This window comes from Streptomyces sp. NRRL S-920, assembly GCF_000717945.1.
Taxonomy (GTDB): domain Bacteria; phylum Actinomycetota; class Actinomycetes; order Streptomycetales; family Streptomycetaceae; genus Streptomyces; species Streptomyces alboniger.
Window position 1 is genome coordinate 1 of record NZ_JODF01000006.1, and the last position, 21,879, is coordinate 21,879.

Annotated in this window: 14 protein-coding genes, 1 tRNA gene and 1 rRNA gene; 12 read left to right on the forward strand and 4 right to left on the reverse strand. The window is 69.6% G+C overall.

Annotation, left to right across the window (positions count from 1 at the left end; translation table 11 throughout):
• Positions 1 to 95 (forward strand): 5S ribosomal RNA (rrf, locus tag IG54_RS39135); the annotation flags it as partial.
• Positions 96 to 210: 115 nt separating this feature from the next.
• Complete coding sequence (locus IG54_RS0106705; protein ID WP_030778495.1) at positions 211 to 873, forward strand: DegT/DnrJ/EryC1/StrS family aminotransferase; 663 nt, start codon at positions 211 to 213, stop codon at positions 871 to 873.
• Here the strand turns inward: IG54_RS0106705 and IG54_RS0106710 are convergent.
• Entirely contained in the window at positions 870 to 1,784 is a 915-nt protein-coding gene (locus IG54_RS0106710) for an alpha/beta hydrolase family esterase (protein WP_078593789.1), read from the reverse strand. The two genes, IG54_RS0106705 and IG54_RS0106710, sit on opposite strands and share 4 nt — an antisense overlap.
• Before the next feature lie 116 nt (positions 1,785 to 1,900).
• Between IG54_RS0106710 and IG54_RS0106715 the strand changes: the two genes are divergently transcribed.
• Positions 1,901 to 1,973 (forward strand) — tRNA-Thr (locus IG54_RS0106715).
• A 123-nt stretch (positions 1,974 to 2,096) separates the two neighbouring features.
• On the opposite strand, the gene IG54_RS0106720 is transcribed toward IG54_RS0106715, so the two are convergent.
• The gene (locus IG54_RS0106720; protein WP_030778498.1) at positions 2,097 to 4,718 is read right to left on the reverse strand and encodes a SpoIIE family protein phosphatase; all 2,622 of its coding nucleotides are present in this window, start codon (positions 4,716 to 4,718) and stop codon (positions 2,097 to 2,099) included.
• Positions 4,719 to 5,053: 335 nt separating this feature from the next.
• Between IG54_RS0106720 and IG54_RS0106725 the strand changes: the two genes are divergently transcribed.
• From IG54_RS0106725 to IG54_RS0106765, 9 genes are all read left to right on the forward strand, one after another.
• Entirely contained in the window at positions 5,054 to 10,555 is a 5,502-nt protein-coding gene (locus IG54_RS0106725) for a HAMP domain-containing protein (RefSeq protein ID WP_106976958.1), read from the forward strand.
• A 244-nt stretch (positions 10,556 to 10,799) separates the two neighbouring features.
• A complete protein-coding gene (locus IG54_RS0106730) occupies positions 10,800 to 11,483 on the forward strand; it encodes a response regulator (RefSeq protein ID WP_030778500.1) in 684 nt (227 codons plus the stop codon).
• Between the two features lie 164 nt (positions 11,484 to 11,647).
• A complete protein-coding gene (locus tag IG54_RS0106735; protein ID WP_199809503.1) occupies positions 11,648 to 14,422 on the forward strand; it encodes a DNA translocase FtsK in 2,775 nt (924 codons plus the stop codon).
• A gap of 234 nt (positions 14,423 to 14,656) precedes the next feature.
• Complete coding sequence (locus IG54_RS0106740) at positions 14,657 to 15,559, forward strand: helix-turn-helix domain-containing protein (RefSeq protein WP_030778504.1); 903 nt, start codon at positions 14,657 to 14,659, stop codon at positions 15,557 to 15,559.
• Between the two features lie 139 nt (positions 15,560 to 15,698).
• Positions 15,699 to 17,180, forward strand: coding sequence for a 30S ribosomal protein S12 methylthiotransferase RimO (rimO, locus tag IG54_RS0106745; RefSeq protein WP_030778506.1), 1,482 nt, complete (start codon positions 15,699 to 15,701; stop codon positions 17,178 to 17,180).
• The gene (gene pgsA / locus IG54_RS0106750) at positions 17,177 to 17,878 is read left to right on the forward strand and encodes a CDP-diacylglycerol--glycerol-3-phosphate 3-phosphatidyltransferase (protein ID WP_030778508.1); all 702 of its coding nucleotides are present in this window, start codon (positions 17,177 to 17,179) and stop codon (positions 17,876 to 17,878) included. The genes rimO and pgsA overlap by 4 nt, the downstream gene beginning before the upstream one ends.
• Positions 17,875 to 18,456 carry a CinA family protein gene (locus IG54_RS0106755; protein ID WP_234336034.1) on the forward strand — a complete coding sequence of 194 codons (582 nt, stop codon included), beginning with the start codon at positions 17,875 to 17,877 and terminating at the stop codon, positions 18,454 to 18,456. Before pgsA ends, IG54_RS0106755 begins: the two co-directional genes overlap by 4 nt.
• A gap of 109 nt (positions 18,457 to 18,565) precedes the next feature.
• Positions 18,566 to 18,940, forward strand: coding sequence for a helix-turn-helix domain-containing protein (locus IG54_RS0106760; protein ID WP_030778512.1), 375 nt, complete (start codon positions 18,566 to 18,568; stop codon positions 18,938 to 18,940).
• A 241-nt stretch (positions 18,941 to 19,181) separates the two neighbouring features.
• A complete protein-coding gene (locus tag IG54_RS0106765) occupies positions 19,182 to 19,652 on the forward strand; it encodes a Dps family protein (protein ID WP_030778514.1) in 471 nt (156 codons plus the stop codon).
• Between the two features lie 490 nt (positions 19,653 to 20,142).
• On the opposite strand, the gene IG54_RS0106770 is transcribed toward IG54_RS0106765, so the two are convergent.
• Both IG54_RS0106770 and IG54_RS0106775 read right to left on the reverse strand, forming a co-directional pair.
• On the reverse strand, positions 20,143 to 21,003 hold the full coding sequence (locus IG54_RS0106770; RefSeq protein WP_030778515.1) for an SDR family NAD(P)-dependent oxidoreductase: 861 nt from the start codon (positions 21,001 to 21,003) through the stop codon (positions 20,143 to 20,145).
• Positions 21,004 to 21,035: 32 nt separating this feature from the next.
• Positions 21,036 to 21,836, reverse strand: coding sequence for a DNA-formamidopyrimidine glycosylase family protein (locus IG54_RS0106775; protein WP_030778517.1), 801 nt, complete (start codon positions 21,834 to 21,836; stop codon positions 21,036 to 21,038).
• Positions 21,837 to 21,879 lie beyond the last annotated feature (43 nt).

Below are 21,879 nucleotides of genomic sequence, written 5' to 3' on the forward strand. Positions count from 1 at the left end.
AAACGCCCGGTTACATTCCGAACCCGGAAGCTAAGCCTCATAGCGCCGATGGTACTGCAGGGGGGACCCTGTGGGAGAGTAGGACGCCGCCGAACTAATCTTGATAGAGCTGGTCCCTGAACTTCGGTTCAGGGACCAGCTCTTTTTTGTTTTGCGTCACTTGCCGTTCACGTTGCGCGGCCAACATCCGAAGGCATGGGGACTGTTGGAGTGTTGCGCGCCGCTGGTGTCGGTACCGGTGACGAGGTGGTCGTGCCCGCCTACGGGAACGCCGAGGTCGCCGAGGCCGTCGTCCTCGCGGGAGCGCTGCCGGTGTTCGCCGACATAGAGCCGGCGACGTACTGCCTAGACCCTGACGCCGTCGCCTCGGCGGTGACCCCGCGTACGGCCGCCGTCATCGTCGTACACCGCTTCGGGAACCAGGCCGACGTACGGCGACTGCGCGAGCTGGGGCAGCGGCAGGGGTTCCTCGTCCTGGAGCAGGGCGAGTCGGAGACGCCGTACGAAGGCATCGAGCGGCGGCGGGCGCATGCCGCGTACCTGAGCGGGCGGCTCAGTGGAGTCGTCACGCCGGATGTCCGTGAGGAGCACAGCTACCAGCAGTTCGTGGTGCGCGTGCCCGGGAACGGGCGGCCCGACCGGGACGCGTTCGCCCGCGCCGTACGGGCCAAGGGCGTCAACTGCTGGGTGCCCGTGAAGACGCCGGTGCACCGGCTACCGCAATTCCGGCGGGACGTGTGCCTGCCCGAGACCGAGCGGGCCGCGGACGAGACGCTCGCGCTGCCGGTCGACGCGTCGATGTCGCGGCGCGAGTTGCAGCGTGTGGTCTCCGCCTGCAACGCCCTCGGCGGGCTCCTCCAGCCCGCTTTCTAGGACGCCTTCTTGGGGTGGGACGTGAAGAACTCCCACATCAGATCGGTCGCGTTGACGCCGGCCTTCGGGTCGGACATGGTGCCGCCCGCGCCGTTCGGCCACGAGTGGCCCATCTCGGGAAGCCGGTAGACGACCACGCGCGAACCGTCGCGGCAGTCGGCGGTGGTCTTCCTGATGTCGTTCCTCAGCCTTTGCGGCTTGCCCGGCTCGCAGGACAGGCGCTTCTGCCAGGCGTTGATGCCCGCGTTCATACCGGCATAGTGCTCGTCGAGGCCGCCGATGAAGGTGATGACCGAGACCGGGGTCTTCGGCATGTACGAGTCCTTCTCCGCGTCGGTGCCGAGATAGCCGCCGCTGACCGGGGCTATCGCCGCGAAGGTGTCGGGGAGTTCGACGGCGAGTTTGTACGACATGTCGCCGCCGTTGGAAATGCCAGTGGCGTAGACGCGCGCCGGGTCGGCGTTCCAGGTGCCGGTCAGCCGCTTGACGAGCGTACGTATGAATCCGGTGTCGTCCTCGGAGCCGCAGCAGATGAACGCGTTGAAGCCCTGGTTGAGGCCGTCGGGGTAGGCGACGAGGAAGTTCTCCTCGTCCGCTTTGGTGTTCAGGCCGCTGATGGCGGCCACTTCCTTACCGTCGGCCGGATAGGGGTGCATGGCGACGACCAGAGGTAATTGCTCGGACCGGGTATAGCCGGGCGGAGCGTGGACGGTGTAGACGCGCTTCTCGCCCTTCCAGGACAGCGTCACTTTCTGGTCGCCCGGGCGCGGGGTCTCCGCGGCCGTCGGTTTCCGCGTGGGCTCGGGGTCGCCCTTGTCGGTCTCGGATCCGCAGGCTGTGAGCGGCAGGAGCAGGAGAGCGGCCGCCAGGGGTAAGGCGGACCGCGGCAGCGAGGCGCGTCGGGTCGGCATGCGCGCAGAGTGGCAGCGCCGGGGCCGGCGGTCCAGAGGAACGGGCGGTTCGGAAGGGCTCGGATTTCAGGTATGATCTATTTCGTTGCCGCGCGGGAAACCGCGAAGGACAGCAGGCCCCTATAGCTCAGTCGGTAGAGCGTCTCCATGGTAAGGAGAAGGTCAGCGGTTCGATTCCGCTTGGGGGCTCAACTTGTGAAGGCCTCCGCCCAGTTGGGCGGGGGCCTTCGTCATGTTCACAGGGGGATGGGGGATGGGGGATGCGCGGGGGTTCGGCGGTGTCCGGGGCACCCGGCGGGTGCCCCGGGGCGCTCAGTCCTTCTGTAGGCCGGGGACGCGCATCGCGAGGATCGCCATGTCGTCGGACGGAGCGTCCGACGCGAAGCGCTCCACCGCGCGCATGATGCGGGCCGCCACCGCGCCGGCCGTCAGGCCCGTGCACGTCGTCAGGACGTCGGCGAGGCCGTCGTCGCCGAGCATGCGGGTGCCCTCGCGGCGCTCGGTGACGCCGTCGGTCACGCAGAGCAGGACGTCGCCCGGATCGAGCGTCACCGTCTGCTCGTACAGCTCCAGGTCGTCCATGACGCCGAGCAGCGGCTGCGGTTCCGCGTACGGCTCGACCGTGCCGTCCTGGCGCAGGCGCAGCGGGAGCGGGTGGCCGGCGCAGACGATCTTCAGGACCGCCGAGCCGTCCTCCTGCGGCCACAACTCGCCGTAGAGGAGAGTCAGGAAGCGGCTGCGGGACCCCTCGTCGAGGATCGCGGCGTTCAGGCGCTCCAGGACGGCCGGGCCGCCGAAGCCCTCGCGCGCCAGCAGGCGCAGCGCGTGCCGGGCGAGGCCCGTGACGGCCGCGGCCTCCGGGCCCGTGCCACAGACGTCGCCGATCGCGAAGCCGTACGCGCCGTCGCGGATCGGGAAGAGGTCGTAGAAGTCGCCTCCCACCTCATTGCCCTCGCCGGCCGCGCGGTAGATGACGTCGACCTCCACGCCCGGGATCTGGGGCAGTCCGGGCGGCAGCAGGCTGCGCTGGAGGGACTGGCTGATGGCCATGCGCTCGGAGTAGAGACGGGAGTTGTCCAGCGCCAGGGCCGCTCGGCGGGATAGATCTTCGGCCAATTCCAGGATCTCTTGGCGGAAGTGCTCGTCGGAGGGCTTACCGAGCGTGAGCATGCCGATGACGCGGTTGCGGGCGACCAGGGGGAGGACCACCGTCTCGCCGCCCACCGCGGACGCCGTGGAGAGCGTCGTACCGATGCCCGAACCCAGCGTCACAGGCTCACCGAGGCCGAGGCTGCGCATGGAGGTGCGCAGCGCCGCCTGGTGTGCGGCCTCCGAAGGGGCGGCCCAGACGCGGGCGCCCGGGGTGGGCACCGGGTCGGGCGGGGCGATCTTGGAGAGGAGCGCCTTCAGGCCGTCGATGCGGTCCTCGTCCTCGTGCAGGACGTACGAGAGGTAGGGCTCGGCCGACTGGTCGGCGATGGTGTAGACGGCACACCAGGTGGCGAGCGTCGGGACCGTCATCTGGGCCATCAGGGCCAGCGTCTGGTCACGGTCGAGGGTGCCGGCGAGGAGGTCGGAGGCCTCGACGAGGAACGAGAGCGAGCCGCGGCGGAGCCGCTCCAGCTCGCCGAGGCGCGCGGACTCCACGGCGAGGGCGATGCGGTCGGCGGCGAACTGGAGGCGCAGGGCTTCTTCGTTCGAGTACCGGTCGGGAGCCTCCGCGGCGACGCCGAGGGAGCCGGTGAGGCGGCCCTCGACCTTGAGGGGGACCGTGACGACGGAGCGCATGCCCGTGCCGTTGAGGAGCGGGACGGCGCCGGGGACGACGGTGAGGTCCTCGTGGACGGCCGGCATGCGGGCCGAGCCGTAGCGTCCGGGGCCCGCCTCGACGGGGACGCGGGCGAAGCGCTGGCGGGCCGAGGGCAGGCCCGTGGAGGCGCGCACCTCCAGCTCCGTCTCGTCGTCGGTGGCCAGGAGCAGGAAGGCGGCGTCGCCGTCGAGCATGTCGCGGGCGCGCTCGACGGTGCGCTGGAGCAGGCCGTCGAGGTCATCGGGGGCGGGGGAGCCGATGAAGACCTCGAAGGGGTCCGTGGCGTTCGGCTCGCTGAGCGTGGCCTGCTCGGGGGTCGCGCCGCGCAGCGGGGTCTGGAGGACGGCGCGCTCGTCGTCGCGTACGAGAAGGCAGACCGTGGACGGTTCGCCGTCGGTGTCGCGGACGCGCAGGTGGGAGGCGTATACGGGAATCACGCGGCCGTGGGCGCCGCGGATGCCGTAGCTGCCTTCCCAGCGGGAGAGCTGGAGGGCCTCGGCGATGCCGGTACTGGTGCCGGGGGTGTGCGGCCAGGCCGCCAGGTCGTTCAGCGGCTTGCCGGTGACGTGCTCGGCGGCGTATCCGAAGAGGTCCTCCGCGTCCTCGTTCCACGCGGAGATGGCGCCCAGGCGGTCGATCTGGATGACGGCGACGCGGACGCGGCCGTCGGCGATGGGCAGGAGGTCGGCGGGGAGCGAGGGGCCCGCGGTGCGGGTGCCCACCGGGCGGTGGGGGAGGTCGAGTTGGAACCAGACCTGCTTGTGCGTGGGGGTGTACTCGACGCCCCAGCGGGTGGCGAGCGCGGCGCACAGCTGGAGGCCGCGGCCGCCCTCGCGGTCCGGGCTCCCCATGTTGGCGGAGGACTGCTGGAGCGGGATTTCCCGTTCCGGATAGTGGTCGGAGACCTCGATGCGTACGGCGTCGGCGCTGCGCAGGCACAGGACGTCGGCGGCCGTGCCGGCGTGCACCACGGCGTTGGTCACCAGCTCGCTGGTGAGGACGACGGCGTCGTCGGCGATGTCCGTGAACCCCCAGCCCTGGAGGGTGTCGCGCACGAAGGAGCGGGCCGTGGCGACGGAACGCCCGACGGGCTCGAAGGTCGCAGCCGCACGCGCGGTGATCACAGCACTCCTCGGACGAGTATCGACGGTGTCGACTGTATCGACGCCCAGTTCTCCCGAACTCATGGTGCGGCCGCCCCTCCGATGCCCGCTTGTTCGTGTACCACCGCCCTGGCCGGGCAGGACCGGGGTGGTTGGACAGCCGGATGCAAGGTTACTTACCTTCGCCGTCCAAGCGGATGCCGGTCGTCAGTGTTTCCGCCCGGAGGGTGTGCGGACGGTGTGCGAAGCTGCCGAACTGTTATGGCCTGGTTCGGCCATGGTGAAACACTGGGCAAGCTTCATGGAGACAGCCTGAGCGGCCCAAGCAGTAGGTCAACCCTTGCGGGAGGGACACAGTGGAGTCTGGCGCAGCGACGCGGGGCACTAAGACGCGCGCGAAAGACGGACAGTCCCTGAACAAACAGCGCAAACCGCGCAATGGGGCGACTGCTTCCGTGGACGCGGCGGCCCTGAATCGGCTGCTCGCGGCCCTGGTGGCGATGCGGGACGGCAATTTCCGCAAGCGGCTCACGGTCTCCGGCGACGACGTGATGTCGCAGATCGCCGCTGTCTTCAACGAGGTCGCTGACCGGAATCTGCACCTGACGGGTGAGCTTTCGCGGGTGCGGCGCATGGTCGGACGTGAGGGAAAACTCACGGAACGACTTGAGGGCGGAGCGAGCGAGGGCTCGTGGGCCGCCGCGATCGAGGCGTCGAACGCCCTCGTCGATGATCTTGTACGTCCTGTCTCCGAGGTCGGCCGGGTTCTCTCCGCGGTGGCGGAGGGCGACCTGGAGCAGCGCATGGAGCTGCGGGCGCAGTCGGTGGACGGGAACGGCCATCCGTTGCGCGGGGAGTTCCTGAAGGTCGGGCGGACGGTCAACAACCTCGTCGACCAGCTCTCCACCTTCACCGACGAGGTCACGCGCGTGGCCAGCGAGGTCGGCACCGAGGGCAAGCTGGGCGGGCAGGCCAGGGTGCGCGGGATGTCCGGTTCGTGGAAGGACCTCACGGACTCGGTGAACACCATGGCGTACCGCCTGACCGCGCAGGTGCGGGACATCGCGCTGGTGACGACGGCCGTGGCGAAGGGTGACTTGTCCCGGAAGGTCACGGTTCATGTCGCGGGCGAGATGCTGGAGCTGAAGAACACCGTCAACACGATGGTGGACCAGCTCTCCTCGTTCTCCTCCGAGGTGACCCGGGTGGCCCGCGAGGTGGGCACGGAGGGGGAGCTGGGCGGCCAGGCGCAGGTGCCCGGTGTGGCCGGCGTGTGGAAGGACCTCACCGATTCGGTGAACCTGATGGCCGGCAATCTGACCGCGCAGGTGCGCGGGATCGCGCAGGTGACGACGGCGGTCGCGAACGGCGACCTGTCGCAGAAGGTCACGGTGAGCGCGCGCGGCGAGGTCGCCCAGCTCGCCGAGACCATCAACCAGATGACCGAGACGCTGCGTACGTTCGCGGACGAGGTCACGCGCGTGGCCAACGAGGTCGGAGCCGAGGGGCAGCTCGGCGGCCAGGCCAATGTGCCGGGCGCCGCGGGGACGTGGAAGGACCTCACCGATTCGGTCAACACGGTCTTCCGCAACCTCACCACGCAGGTGCGGGACATCGCGCAGGTGACGACGGCGGTGGCGAACGGCGATCTGTCACAGAAGGTCACCGTCGATGTCGCGGGCGAGATGCTCGAGTTGAAGAACACCGTGAACACGATGGTGGACCAGCTCTCCGCCTTCGGTTCCGAAGTCACGCGAGTGGCGCGGGAGATCGGCGTCGAGGGTGAGCTGGGCGGCCAGGCGCAGGTGCAGGGCGCGGCCGGTACGTGGAAGGACCTCACCGACTCGGTGAACACCGCCTTCCGCAACCTCACCGGTCAGGTGCGCAACATCGCGCAGGTGACGACGGCGGTCGCCAACGGCGACCTGTCGCAGAAGGTCACGGTGGACGTCTCCGGAGAGATGCTCCAGCTGAAGAACACCGTGAACACGATGGTGGACCAGCTGTCGTCCTTCGCCGACCAGGTCACGCGGATGGCGCGGGACGTGGGTACCGAGGGCCGCCTCGGCGGTCAGGCCCGCGTGGACGGCGTGAGCGGTACGTGGAAGGACCTCACGGACTCCGTCAACTTCATGGCGGGCAACCTGACGTCGCAGGTGCGCCAGATCGCCCAGGTGACGACGGCCGTGGCGCGCGGTGACCTCTCCCAGAAGATCGAGGTCGACGCGCGTGGCGAGATCCTTGAGCTGAAGAACACCATCAACACGATGGTCGACCAGCTGTCCGCCTTCGCCGACCAGGTGACCCGGGTGGCCCGTGAGGTGGGCACGGAGGGGCGTCTGGGAGGCCAGGCGCAGGTGCCGGGCGTGGCCGGTGTGTGGCGGGACCTGACGGACTCCGTGAACGGCATGGCCGGGAATCTCACCGCCCAGGTGCGCAACATCGCGCAGGTCGCGACGGCGGTGGCCCGCGGTGACCTGTCGCAGAAGATCGACGTGGACGCGCGCGGCGAGATCCTTGAGCTGAAGAACACCCTGAACACGATGGTGGACCAGCTGTCCGCCTTCGCCGAACAGGTGACCCGGGTCTCCCGCGAGGTGGGCACGGACGGCATCCTCGGCGGCCAGGCCGAGGTCCAGGGTGTCTCGGGCACCTGGAAGGACCTCACGCAGTCCGTGAACGGCATGGCGAACAACCTCACCCTCCAGGTGCGCAACATCGCCGAGGTCACCACGGCCGTCGCCATGGGCGACCTCTCCAAGAAGATCACCGTCGACGCGAAGGGCGAGATCCTCGAACTCGTCACGACCGTCAACACCATGGTCGACCAGCTGTCCTCGTTCGCCGAGCAGGTCACGCGCGTGGCCCGCGAGGTGGGCACCGAGGGGCAGCTCGGCGGCCAGGCGCGGGTGCCGGGCGTCACCGGCATCTGGAAGGACCTGAGTGACAACGTCAACCTGATGGCCAACAACCTGACCAGCCAGGTGCGGAACATCTCCCAGGTCTCGGCGGCGGTCGCCAACGGAGACCTCACCAAGAAGGTCACGGTCGAGGCGCGCGGCGAGGTCGCGCAGCTCGCCGACACGGTCAACACGATGGTGACGACGCTGTCCTCGTTCGCCGACGAGGTCACGCGCGTGGCCCGTGAGGTGGGTACGGACGGAATCCTGGGCGGCCAGGCGCGCGTGCCGGGCGTCTCCGGTACGTGGAAGGACCTCACCGAGTCCGTGAACTCGATGGCGTCCAACCTGACCGGCCAGGTCCGCAACATCGCGATGGTCACCACCGCGATTGCCAAGGGCGATCTCACCAAGAAGATCGACATCGACGCCCGGGGCGAGATCCTGGAGCTGAAGACGACCATCAACACGATGGTCGACCAGCTGTCGTCGTTCGCGGAGCAGGTCACCCGGGTCGCCCGCGAGGTGGGCACGGAGGGCCAGCTGGGCGGCCAGGCGCGCGTGCGTGACGTCGACGGCACCTGGCGCGACCTGACCGAGTCCGTGAACGAGATGGCCGGGAACCTCACCCGTCAGGTGCGCGCGATCGCGAAGGTCGCCACGGCGGTGACCCGGGGTGACCTCAACCTCAAGATCGAGGTCGACGCGGCGGGCGAGATCCAGGTCCTCCAGGACAACATCAACACGATGATCGCGAACCTCCGCGACACCACCCTCGCCAACAAGGAACAGGACTGGCTGAAGGGCAACCTCGCGCGGATCTCCGGTCTGATGCAGGGCCGCCGCGACCTGGAGGACGTCGCCTCGCTGATCATGAGCGAGCTGACGCCGGTGGTCTCGGCGCAGCACGGCGCGTTCTTCCTGGCGATGCCCACGGATGACGGCAAGGATCTCGGGGGCGACCACGAGGACGCGTACGAGCTGCGCATGCTCGGCAGTTACGGCTACTCCATGGGGTCCATGCCGACGTCCTTCCGGCCCGGCGAGACGCTGATCGGCACGGCGGCCAAGGAGCGGCGCACGATCCTCGTGGAGAACGCGCCCTCCGGCTATCTGCGGATCGCGTCCGGCCTCGGAGAGGCGCCCCCGGCACAGGTCATCGTGCTTCCGGTGCTCTTCGAAGGGACCGTGCTCGGCGTGATCGAACTGGCCGCGTTCCAGCCCTTCACGCAGATCCAGAAGGACTTCCTGAACCAGATCGCCGAGATGATCGCGACGAGCGTCAACACCATCAGCGTCAATACGAAGACCGAGGTGCTGCTCAAGCAGTCGCAGGAGCTGACCGAGCAACTGCGGGAGCGGTCGGCCGAGTTGGAGAACCGGCAGAAGGCGCTCCAGGACTCGAACGCGGAGCTGGAGGAGAAGGCCGAGCTGCTGGCCCAGCAGAACCGCGACATCGAGGTCAAGAACACCGAGATCGAAGAGGCCCGGCAGGTCCTGGAGGAGCGCGCCGAGCAGCTCGCGGTCTCGATGCGCTACAAGTCCGAGTTCCTGGCGAACATGTCGCACGAGCTGCGCACACCGCTCAACTCCCTGCTGATCCTCGCCAAGTTGCTCGCCGACAACGCCGACTCGAACCTCACGCCCAAGCAGGTGGAGTTCGCCGAGACGATCCATGGGGCGGGATCGGACCTGCTCCAGCTCATCAACGACATCCTCGACCTGTCGAAGGTCGAGGCGGGCAAGATGGACGTCTCCCCGACGCGCATCGCCCTGGTCCAACTCGTCGACTACGTAGAGGCCACGTTCCGTCCGCTGACCGCGGAGAAGGGGCTCGACTTCTCCGTACGCGTGTCCCCGGAACTGCCCGCGACGCTGCACACGGACGAGCAGCGACTGCTCCAGGTGCTGCGCAACCTCCTGTCGAACGCGGTGAAGTTCACCGACTCCGGAGCGGTCGAGCTGGTGATCCGGCACGCCAACAACGACGTGCCCAACGCGATCCGCGAACAGCTCCTGGAGGCGGGCTCGCTGAGGGACGCGGGCGCCGACCTGATCGCCTTCTCCGTGACGGACACCGGCATCGGCATCGCGGCGAGCAAGATGCGGGTCATCTTCGAGGCCTTCAAGCAGGCCGACGGCACGACCAGCCGCAAGTACGGCGGCACGGGCCTCGGCCTGTCGATCAGCCGGGAGATCGCGCGGCTGCTCGGCGGCGAGATCTACGCACAGAGCGAACCGGGCCGCGGTTCGACCTTCACGCTCTATTTGCCCCTGCACCCGAGCGAACTGCCTCCCCAGGGTTACGCGCAGCTCGCGCCGGTGCCTTCCACGGCGGAACTGCCCGCCCCGGAGGGCCCCGCGAGGGCGCCCGAGACCTCGGAGCAGGACGGTGCCGCCGCGGCCCGCCAGGAGGCTCCCGCGGGCCCGGCGGCGCTCTTCAGGCGCCGCCGCCGCTCGGCACCGGAGCAGCAGCCGCCCGCGCTGCCGGGGCAGCCGGCGGGGGGCCAGGACCAGCGGCCGCAGGAGCAGTGGCCCGCCGCGGGGCAGGAGGCGGCGCCCGCGCGGCCCGGCTTCCACTTCGAGGGGGAGAAGGTCCTGATCGTCGACGACGACATCCGCAACGTCTTCGCGCTCACGAGCGTCCTGGAGCAGCACGGCCTGTCGGTGCTCTACGCGGAGAACGGCCGGGAAGGGATCGAAGTCCTGGAGCAGCACGACGACGTGACGGTTGTTCTGATGGACATCATGATGCCCGAGATGGACGGCTACGCGACGACGACGGCCATCCGCAGGATGCCGCAGTTCGCCGGGCTGCCGATCATCGCGCTCACGGCGAAGGCGATGAAGGGCGACCGGGAGAAGGCGATCGACTCCGGAGCTTCCGACTACGTGACGAAGCCGGTCGATCCGGATCACCTGTTGTCAGTGATGGAGCAGTGGATGCGCGGTCAATGACCGAGAACCGGCTTGGTCACACGGAGTTGCTGACACAGTGTGGCCGAGGTCGTGTAGAACGGCGGTATTCGGGGAACCTTCTGGTCTCCCACCGCGTTTCTGCTACGTGCACAGTGACATCGCGGTGACAGGGTGTGGCGACAGGCGGGGTGCGGCTACCATGACCGGCACAAGGACGGGCGGCGCAAGGGAGTCGTCCTCTGGGGCGGCGCCCGGTGTACCGCCGGGGCGAGGAGGGCGGGCCATGGTGCAGAAGGCCAAGATCCTCCTGGTCGATGACCGGCCGGAGAATCTGCTGGCGCTGGAGGCCATCCTCTCTGCGCTCGATCAGACACTGGTGCGGGCATCGTCCGGGGAGGAAGCGCTCAAAGCACTACTCACGGACGACTTCGCGGTCATTCTGCTGGACGTCCAGATGCCTGGAATGGACGGTTTCGAAACCGCCGCGCACATCAAGCGGCGGGAGCGGACCCGGGACATCCCGATCATCTTCCTCACCGCCATCAACCACGGGCCGCACCACACGTTCCGCGGCTACGCGGCGGGCGCGGTGGACTACATCTCCAAGCCGTTCGACCCGTGGGTGCTGCGCGCGAAGGTCTCGGTGTTCGTCGAGCTGTACATGAAGAACTGCCAACTGCGGGAGCAGGCCGCTCTGCTGCGCCTCCAGCTCGAAGGCGGCGGCAAGGCCGAGCGGGGCGGCGTGAAGGAGCCCGCGGGCCTCCTCGCCGAACTGTCCGCGCGGCTCGCGGCCGTCGAGGAGCAGGCCGAAGCGCTCTCCAAGCAGCTGGACGACGAGTCGGCGGACGCGGCAGCGGTGGCCACCGCTGCCCATCTCGAACGCAAACTCACCGGCCTGCGGCGGGCTCTTGACGCCCTGGAACCGGGCACCGGCAGCGGCGCCCCCTCGGTCCCCTCGCAGAACTGACGCGCCAGGTCGCCCCGCGGCTCCGGTGAGTGCCCGTCAGTTCACCGCCCCCGCAAGGGCGACACGAACGGGTGATGGTAGGGGTCCCCCCTGTTCGAGCGAAGTCGAGAACTCGGGGGAGGGCACACGTGTCCGCAGTGGTCGACAACGGTAACCTCACACCCATGGCCTCACGTCAGCCCGCAGCCAAGAAGACGCCCGCGAAGAAGGCGGCCGCGCCGACGAAGGCTCCGGCGAAGAAGGCCGCCGCCAGACCGCCCGCGAGGAAGACCGCGGCCAAGAAGGCGCCCGCGAAGAGAGCCCCGGCGAAGAAAGCCGTGGTGAAGAAGCCCGCGCCCCGGCCCGCACCCAGCCCCACCGGGGGCCTGTACCGCGTGGTGCGGGCCGTCTGGCTCGGCCTCGCACACGCGGTCGGCGCCATGTTCCGCGGCATAGGGCGCGGGGCGAAGGGCCTCGACCCGGCGCACCGCAAGGACGGCCTCGCGCTGCTATTGCTCGGCATCGCTCTGATCGTCGCGGCGGGCACCTGGTCGAATCTGCGGGGCCCCGTCGGTGATCTCGTCGAGATCCTGGTGACCGGCGCCTTCGGCCGCCTCGATCTGCTCGTACCGCTGCTCCTCGGTGCCATCGCCGTACGCCTCATCCGCCATCCGGAGCAGCCCGAGGCCAACGGCCGCATCGTGATCGGCCTGTCCGCCCTGGTCATCGGGGTCCTTGGACAGGTCCACGTCGCGTGCGGCTCACCCGCCCGCAGCGACGGCATGCAGGCGATAAGGGACGCGGGCGGGCTGATCGGCTGGGGCGCCTCCACGCCGCTGATCTTCACCATGGGCGAGATCCTCGCGGTGCCGCTCCTGGTGCTGCTCACCGTCTTCGGTCTGCTCGTCGTCACGGCGACACCCGTCAACGCCATCCCGCAGCGGCTGCGGCTGCTCGGCATCAAGCTCGGCGTGATCCAGGCGGAGCCCATGGCGGAGGAGTATTTCGACGACGACGAGCGCTACGACGAGCAGTGGCGCGAGGCGCTGCCCGCACGCACCGCGCGCCGGCGCTCCCTCGCCCCCGAGGCGTACGCCCCCGACGACGCCGAGGAGGAGGCGCTCTCCAAGCGCCGCAGGCCGCGCAGGACGTCCGGGCAGCCGGACATGGGCCGGCCGCGGGACGCCGTGGATGTGGCGGCCGCCGCGGCCGCCGACCTCGACGGAGCCGTCCTGCACGGTATGCCGCCCTCGCCGCTGGTCGCCGACCTGACACAGGGCGTCTCGGGGGAGCGTGAGGAGCGTGAGGAGAGCGCACGCACGGCCCCTGTGCCGCCCGCGCGCGCCACGGACGCCCCGGTGCCCGGCAAGCTCAGGAAGAAGCCGCAGGCGCCCGCCGAGGGCGTCGTACCGGACCTCACCAAGTCCCCGCCCGACGCCCCACGCGAACTCCCGGCGCGCGCCGAGCAGCTTCAGCTCGCCGGCGACATCACGTACGCGCTGCCCTCGCTGGACCTCCTGGAGCGTGGCGGGCCCGGGAAGACCCGCAGCGCCGCCAACGACGCGGTCGTGGCCTCGCTGACGAACGTGTTCACGGAGTTCAAGGTCGACGCCGTCGTCACCGGCTTCACGCGCGGCCCGACGGTCACGCGCTACGAGATCGAGCTGGGCCCCGCCGTGAAGGTCGAGAAGATCACGGCGCTGGCCAAGAACATCGCGTACGCGGTCGCCTCCCCGGACGTGCGGATCATCTCGCCGATCCCCGGCAAGTCCGCGGTCGGCATCGAGATCCCCAACACCGACCGCGAGATGGTCAACGTGGGCGACGTGCTGCGCCTCGCGGACGCGGCCGAGGACGACCACCCGATGCTGGTCGCGCTCGGCAAGGACGTCGAGGGCGGCTATGTCATGGCCAACATGGCGAAGATGCCGCACATCCTGGTGGCCGGAGCCACCGGATCGGGTAAGTCGTCGTGCATCAACTGCCTGATCACTTCGATCATGATAAGAGCGACGCCCGAGGACGTGCGGATGGTCCTCGTCGACCCCAAGCGCGTCGAGCTGACCGCGTACGAGGGCATCCCGCACCTGATCACGCCGATCATCACCAACCCCAAGAAGGCCGCCGAGGCGCTCCAGTGGGTCGTACGCGAGATGGATCTGCGCTACGACGACCTCGCCGCGTTCGGCTACCGGCACATCGACGACTTCAACCAGGCCGTCCGCGAGGGCAAGCTCAAGACGCCCGAGGGCAGTGAGCGGGAGCTTCAGGCGTATCCGTATCTGCTGGTGATCGTCGACGAGCTGGCCGACCTGATGATGGTCGCGCCACGCGACGTCGAGGACTCGATCGTGCGCATCACGCAGCTCGCGCGCGCGGCCGGCATCCACCTGGTGCTCGCCACGCAGCGGCCCTCCGTGGACGTCGTGACCGGTCTGATCAAGGCGAACGTCCCCTCTAGGCTCGCCTTCGCGACCTCCTCGCTCGCCGACAGCCGGGTCATCCTCGACCAACCGGGTGCGGAGAAGCTCATCGGAAAGGGTGACGGCCTCTTCCTGCCGATGGGGGCGAACAAGCCCACCCGAATGCAGGGCGCCTTCGTCACCGAGGACGAGATCCACGCGGTGGTTCAGCACTGCAAGGACCAGATGGCGCCCGTCTTCCGCGACGACGTCACCGTCGGCACCCAGCAGAAGAAGGAGATCGACGAGGACATCGGCGATGACCTCGATCTGCTGTGCCAGGCCGCTGAGCTGGTCGTATCCACCCAGTTCGGGTCCACATCGATGCTCCAGCGCAAGCTGCGCGTCGGCTTCGCCAAGGCCGGACGGCTGATGGACCTCATGGAGTCGCGCTCCATCGTGGGCCCGAGCGAGGGCTCCAAGGCACGTGACGTTCTTGTGAAACCCGATGAGCTGGACGGCGTGCTCGCCGTGATCCGGGGGGAGGCTCAGCCGTAGGGAAGGGGTGGCTCACCGGTGAGGAAAGGGGAGGCTCACCCGTAAGGAATCGGGAGGCAACCGTTTCCCTTCGGCACACGTCAAGTTGAAAGAGACGACAGCGCGATGTCCCGCCATCAGGACGTCCGGCCATTCTGATGGCGTACAAAGTCCGTCCGCCCAGTTGCCCCACTCTTTCTCGGGGCCCCTAAACTGAACCTCCGGCAGGTGGCTACACGCTCGAAAGGCGCCCCCGTGTCCATCGGCAACTCCCCAGAAGACGACCGACCTTCGGACGACCGCCTCGACCGACTCGCCGACCCGGCAGCGAAAAGCCCGGCAGACGAAGCCCCGGCAGGCGACCGCCAGGCCGACGACCGGCCCTCGATCGGCCGTGTCCTACGGCAGGCCCGCGTCGACGCCGGCCTGACCGTCGACGAGATCAGCACCTCCACCCGGGTGCGCATCCCCATCGTGCACGCGATCGAGCAGGACGACTTCTCGCGCTGCGGCGGCGATGTGTACGCCCGCGGCCACATCAGGACCCTGGCGCGCGCCGTCGGGCTCGATCCCGCCCCGCTGCTCGCGCGGTACGACGAGAGTCACGGCGGCCACCCGCCCGCGCCCACGTCGGCGGCGCCCCTCTTCGAGGCCGAGCGCATCCGCTCCGACCCGCGCCGGCCGAACTGGACCGCGGCCATGGTCGCCGCGATCGTCGCGGTGATCGGCTTCGTCGGATTCACCGCGTTCAACGGCGGAGACGAGAACGACGGGTCGCGGTCGGTCGCCGAGGGCTCCACGCCCGCCTCCACCAAGCCCGCGGAGAAGCCCAAGCCCAACAAGCCCGCCGACCCCAAGCCCGACCCGTCGGACAGCGCCATCGCCGGTGTGCCGCGCGACAAGGTCACGGTCAAGGTCGACGCCGCGGACGGCCGCAGCTGGATCTCCGCCAAGGACCACAACGGCCGCACCCTCTTCGACGGCGTCCTGGAGCAGGGCCAGGCCAAGACCTTCCAGGACAAGCAGAAGATCGACCTCGTCCTCGGCGACGCGGGCGCGATCAACCTGTACGTGAACGGCAAGCCGGTCGCGAACGAATTCGAGCCCGGCACGGTGGAGCGCCTCACGTACACGAAGGGTGACCCGGAAGTCGGCTGACCGACCCCCTCCGGGGCGGCTGACCAGCGAAGCGGCGGGGACCGCGGTGACGCCCGGGTGACGTGCCGGGGGCCGTGGGCCGACCGCCGGGTAACCCTGGCGGCGGGGGCCGCGGCGTGGACGAAGTAGTCTTGAGAGCATGCCCGAACGCCGCACCGTCGCCCTTGTCACTCTTGGCTGCGCCCGTAACGAGGTGGACTCGGAGGAGCTCGCAGGCCGCTTGGAGGCGGATGGCTGGCAGCTCGTCGAGGACGCCGAGGACGCGGACGTCGCCGTCGTCAACACCTGCGGCTTCGTCGAAGCCGCCAAGAAGGACTCCGTCGACGCCCTGCTCGAAGCCAATGACCTCAAGGGCCATGGCAGGACCCAGGCCGTCGTCGCGGTCGGCTGCATGGCCGAGCGCTACGGCAAGGAACTCGCCGAGGCGCTGCCCGAGGCCGACGGTGTGCTCGGGTTCGACGACTACTCGGACATCTCCAGCCGGCTCCAGACCATCCTGAGCGGCGGCAGCGTCGAGGCGCACACCCCGCGTGACCGGCGCAAGCTCCTGCCCATCAGCCCCGCGGAGCGGCAGGTCGCCGGTGCCGGGATCGCCCTGCCCGGGCACGCCCCCGTAGAGGCCCCGGAGCCCCCCAAGGACCTGCCCGAGGGCGTCGCGCCCGCCTCGGGACCGCGTGCCCCGCTGCGCCGCCGCCTCGGCAGCAACCCCGTCGCCTCCGTGAAGCTGGCCTCCGGCTGCGACCGGCGCTGCTCGTTCTGCGCCATCCCGTCCTTCCGCGGTTCCTTCATCTCGCGTCGTCCCTCCGATGTCCTCGGCGAGACGCGCTGGCTCGCCGAGCAGGGCGTCAAGGAGGTCATGCTCGTATCCGAGAACAACACCTCCTACGGCAAGGACCTCGGCGACATCCGGCTACTGGAGACGCTCCTTCCCGAGCTGGCCGCCGTCGACGGAATCGAGCGGGTGCGGGTCAGCTATCTTCAGCCCGCCGAGATGCGGCCCGGGCTCATCGACGTACTCACCTCGACGGAGAAGGTCGCCCCCTACTTCGACCTGTCCTTCCAGCACTCCGCGCCCGGCGTGCTGCGCGCGATGCGGCGCTTCGGTGACACCGACCGTTTCCTGGAGCTTCTTGAGACCATCCGGTCCAAGGCGCCGCAGGCCGGTGTCCGGTCCAACTTCATCGTCGGCTTCCCCGGCGAGACCGAGGGCGACGTCGCTGAGCTGGAGCGGTTCCTGACCGGTGCGCGACTGGATGCCATCGGTGTCTTCGGCTACTCCGACGAGGAGGGCACCGAAGCGGCGACGTACGACGGGAAGCTGCCCCAGGACGTCGTCGACGAGCGGCTGGCGCACATCGCGCGCCTCGCCGAGGACCTGACCTCGCAGCGTGCCGAGGAGCGGCTCGGGGAGAGCGTCGAGGTTCTCGTGGAGTCCCTCGACGAGGAAGAGGGCCCGCTCGGCCGGGCCGCGCACCAGGCCCCGGAGACGGACGGCCAGATCCGTCTGACGGGCGCCACGGGTGGGGAGGGCCTGCTGGTCGGCCGTATGGTCGTGGCAAAGGTCGTCGGCACGGAGGGCGTGGACTTGGTGGCTGAGTGTCTCGAGGAGGCCGGCAGATGACCGGAGTCCCGGCATCCGCGTCAGGCGGTTCCGGCACGCAAGGCGCTTCGGGCGCCAAGCCGGTGCGTGGCGGGAAGCTGGGTGCTGCGGCCGTCAATCAGGCCAGCCTGTGGAACGTCGCCAACCTGCTCACCATGGTCCGGCTGCTGCTCGTGCCGGGCTTCGTGATGCTCCTCCTCGGCAACGGCGGACACGACCCGGCCTGGCGGTCGTTCGCCTGGGCCGCCTTCGCCGTCGCCATGATCACCGACCTCTTCGACGGCCACCTGGCACGTACATACAACCTGGTCACGGACTTCGGGAAGATCGCCGACCCCATCGCCGACAAGGCGATCATGGGTGCCGCGCTGATCTGTCTGTCCTGGCTCGGCGACCTGCCCTGGTGGGTGACCGGCGTGATTCTCGGGCGCGAGCTTGGCATCACGCTGCTGCGGTTCTGGGTGATCCGCTACGGCGTCATTCCGGCCAGTCGCGGCGGCAAGATGAAGACGCTCGCGCAGGGCACGGCGGTCGGGATGTACGTTCTCGCCCTGACGGGGCCGCTCGCGACGCTGCGGTTCTGGATGATGGCCGTCGCCGTCGTCCTGACGGTGGTGACCGGCCTCGACTATGTGAAGCAGGCCCTTGTGCTGCGCAGGCAGGGCAGGGCCGAGGAACGTACGGCGGCGTCGGAGGCCGCCCGGGAGGCCGCGAAGTGACATCCCCCGGACCCTCGGCCGCCGCGGTGTCGGCGAGCAGACTGCTGCGGCTCCTCGCCGCACGCGGTGAGACGCTCGCTGTCGCCGAGTCGCTCACAGGAGGCCTGGTGGCCGCCGAGATCACGGCGGCGCCCGGCGCCTCGATGGTCTTCCGGGGGTCCGTGACGGCGTACGCCACCGACCTGAAGCGGGACGTGCTCGGGGTCGACGGCACTCTGCTGGACGAACGCGGAGCCGTGGACGCCGAGGTCGCGCGGCAGATGGCGGTGGGCGTGCGCAAGGCGCTCGGCGCCGACTGGGGGATCGCGACCACCGGGGTCGCGGGTCCCGACTCCCAGGACGGGAAGCCCGTCGGGACCGTCTTCGTGGCGGTCGCGGGGCCCGGTCTGGACCGGATGCGCGGTTACGCCGATGGCGGAGCCGAGGGGAAAGTAGCCGCCCTGCGGTTGAACGGTGACCGTACGGAAATCCGTATGGAGAGTGTACGGAGCGTGCTGACGTTGCTGCTCAAGCAGCTGTCGGGCGAAGCTGTGGGGAATGGGCGGGCACAGGATACGGAACAGAACGGGGGGAATTGATGTTTGCAGCCCTGAGTGAACACGACATCGCTCCCCGCACGGCCGCCGCGCAAGGCGGTACGGTGGGGCGTGAAGGATGCGGCTACGCGGTCCGAGGAGGGAGCCACCGATGATTCTGCTCCGTCGCCTGCTGGGTGACGTGCTGCGTCGGCAGCGCCAGCGCCAGGGCCGTACTCTGCGCGAAGTCTCCTCGTCCGCCCGAGTCTCGCTCGGCTATCTCTCCGAGGTGGAGCGGGGGCAGAAGGAGGCTTCCTCCGAGCTGCTTTCCGCGATCTGCGACGCGCTTGACGTACGGATGTCCGAGCTGATGCGTGAAGTGAGTGACGAGCTGTCGCTCGCCGAGCTGGCTGAGTCGGCAACGGTCACGGAACCGGTGCGTGCGCCGGTTCGCCCGATGCTCAATTCCGTCTCCGTGACCGGTGTGCCACCGGAACGGGTGACGATCAAGGCTCCGGCCGAGGCGGTGGACGTCGTCGCGGCGTGACGGTACTGCTGCTTGGCTGAGCGTCTGTGCGTGCCAAGGTGATGGTGCGCGTGAAGGCGTTTGTGCGTGTGAAGGTCCCGACCGGGTACCCGGTCGGGACCTTCTGCTTTGCGGGGAGGGACGGACGTCCTGTGTAGAAGCTCCCGATGGGGATAGAAGTCCTCTTAATCAGCCATATTGCAGTACTTATGCCATGGTTGATGAGGGTTTCTCTCGTTCGTCTATGAGTTGGAGGAGACAGATGTACGTCGCCAAGAGCCCGCTGTCCGACGCGGACCAGAAGACGGTCTCGGAGGCGCTCCAGGGCGCGCTGGTGGACCTGGTCGACCTGTCGCTGGTGGCCAAGCAGGTCCACTGGAATGTGATCGGCCCGCGCTTCCGCTCCGTACATCTCCAGCTCGACGAGGTCGTGGACACCGCCAGGCAGCACTCCGACACGGTGGCGGAGCGTGCCTCCACGCTCGGTGTCTCGCCCGACGGGCGCGCGGCGACCGTGGCGCAGAGCAGCGGTATCAGCAAGGTCTCCGAGGGCTGGATCAAGGACTCGGACGCGATCGGGGTCCTCGTGGACGCGCTCGGCGCGGTGATCACGCGATTCCGTGAGCGGATCGACGCGACCGGCGAGGCCGACCCGGTCAGCCAGGACATCTTCATCGGCATCACGGCCGATCTCGAGAAGCACCACTGGATGTTCCAGGCCGAGAACGGCTGAGGTTGGGCGCCAAGCGGTTGTCCTTGGGGGTCGACCCTTGGGGGCTGGCCCTGAAGGGGCGCTACCGCCGGGTCGGTGTCGCGGGTCGCGCGCCGTAGCGCCGCTCGGCGCACCTGATGCCGGTGGTGCGCCCTCCCGGGGGGTGAACTCGGGCATTTAGCGTCGATCTCGCGTCGGCGGGAGGTGACAGCCGTGATAGCCGTGACAGCCGCGAGTGTGACAGCCGTGACGTGGCGGGTGGTCCGGTGGGTGCCCGTCTTCGCGATCGGCGCGCTGTGGTGGTGGGGCGTACTGCGGCTTGCCTTCGCGCCCGACGCGGGGGCTCTGGAGGGATCCATCGCCGCTGGGGGGTGGGGGCTGAGTCTGCTCCCCGTTCACTGTGTGCCCCACTCTCAGGCCGTACGGGCCTTGAAGGCGCGAGGTGGGGGTGGGGGCCGGGGCCGGGCTCCCGCCGAGGGGCGGCCGATCAGCGGGGCGGCGAGGGCGCGGATCACCAAGGCATGGCGACGCCGCCGTTCGGGCGGAGGATCTGGCCCGTCGTGAAGGCTGAGGCGTCGGAGGCCAGATGCAGCACGGCGTGCGCGATGTCTTCCGGTTCGCCGACGCGACCCAAGGGTGACATGCGGGCCATGACTTCCCCGGTGTGGGCGTGGGGCTTCGCGTCGTGGTGGTCCGTCATGGGGGTGCGGATCCAACCCGGGGCGACGGCGTTGACCCGGATGCCGTGCGGGCCGACCTCCGTGGCGAGGGTCTTGGTGAGTTGCACGACGGCGGCCTTCGCGGCGCCGTAGCAGAGGAGGCCGGGGCCGCCGGTGTCCACGGCTCCCGAGGCCATGGTGATGATGCTGCCGCCCTTGCGGGTGGATATGCCTGTACCTGTACCTGTACCTGTGGCTGGGGGTGTGGCCGTGGCTGTGGTGGCGGCTGCGTCGATCATGGCTCGGGCCGCCGCCTGGCACGCGTACAGGACGCCCTTGAAGTTGATGTTCAGAACCCGGTCGAGGTCTTCGTCGCGGGTCTCCAGGACCGGGCTGCTGTGCATGATTCCGGCGATGGCCGCCATGATGTCGAGTCGGCCGTGCGGCGCGGCGGCGGTGGCAGTGGCGGCGGCCTGTGCGACGGCCCGGTCGACCTGTTCTCTGTCGGCGACGTCGAGTCGGTGGGTGTGCGCCTCGCCGCCGGCCGCCTTGATGAGCGCCGCGGTCTCGTCGAGGCCCTCGTCGTCGCGGTCGGCGCAGTGGACGGTGGCGCCCGCCTCGGCCAGGAGCAGGGCCGAGGACCGGCCGATGCCGCTGGCGGCGCCGGTGACGAATGCCGTGCGGCCGGTGAGGTCGTACGCCTTGACGGGCATGACGGGACGGTACGACTGGATCTGACGGCACGTCAACTGGTGGGGCCTCGCTGGCAGGTGGGGCACCAGTAGGTGGGGCGGCTGCGGGAGCCGTCGCCCTGTTCCGCCACGCGGACCGAGGTGCCGCAGCGCAGGCAGGGGCGGGACGCGCGGCCATAGACGTAGAGGCGCTGGCCGGGGCGGGGGCGGCCGGTGGTGGTGCGGGACGGCTGGTGGCGGTTGGCTTCCAGGAGCTTCTTCGCGAGGGCGGGAAGGCGAGCGGCCGTCTCCTCGGGCAACTGACCCACGGGGAGCCAGGGGGTGACCCCCAGGAGGAAGCAGAGTTCGCTCTTGTAGACGTTGCCGATGCCCGCGAGATTGCGCTGGTCCAGGAGGGCCTCGCCGAGGGGGCGCTCGGGCGTGGCCAGGAGGTTGGCCAGGGCGAGCGCCGGGTCCCAGTCGGGGCCGAGGAGGTCGGGGCCCAGGTGACCCACGGCCTTGTCCTCGTCGGCGGTGCGGAGCAGTTCGAGGACGGGCAGGCGGTAGCCGACGGCGGTGCGTTCGGCGGTGCCGAGGATGGCCCGGATCTGATGCCCGGGGCCGCCCCGCCAGGGCTCGCCGGGGGCGTAGATCCGCCAGGCCCCGTCCATGCGGAGGTGGGAGTGCAGGGTGAGCCCGCCCTCGATGCGGGTGAGGAGGTGCTTGCCGCGGGGGGTCACGTCCAGGACGGTGCGCCCGGTGAGGTCGACCGTCGCGAGCTTCGGCACGCGCAGATCCGAACGCGTGAGGGTGTGCCCGGCGAGGGCGCTGTGCAGCCGCCCGGCTGCCTGGTGGACGGTGTCTCCTTCGGGCATGGGTCCAGGGTGGCACGGACGTGGGGGAGGGGGTTAGAGATGG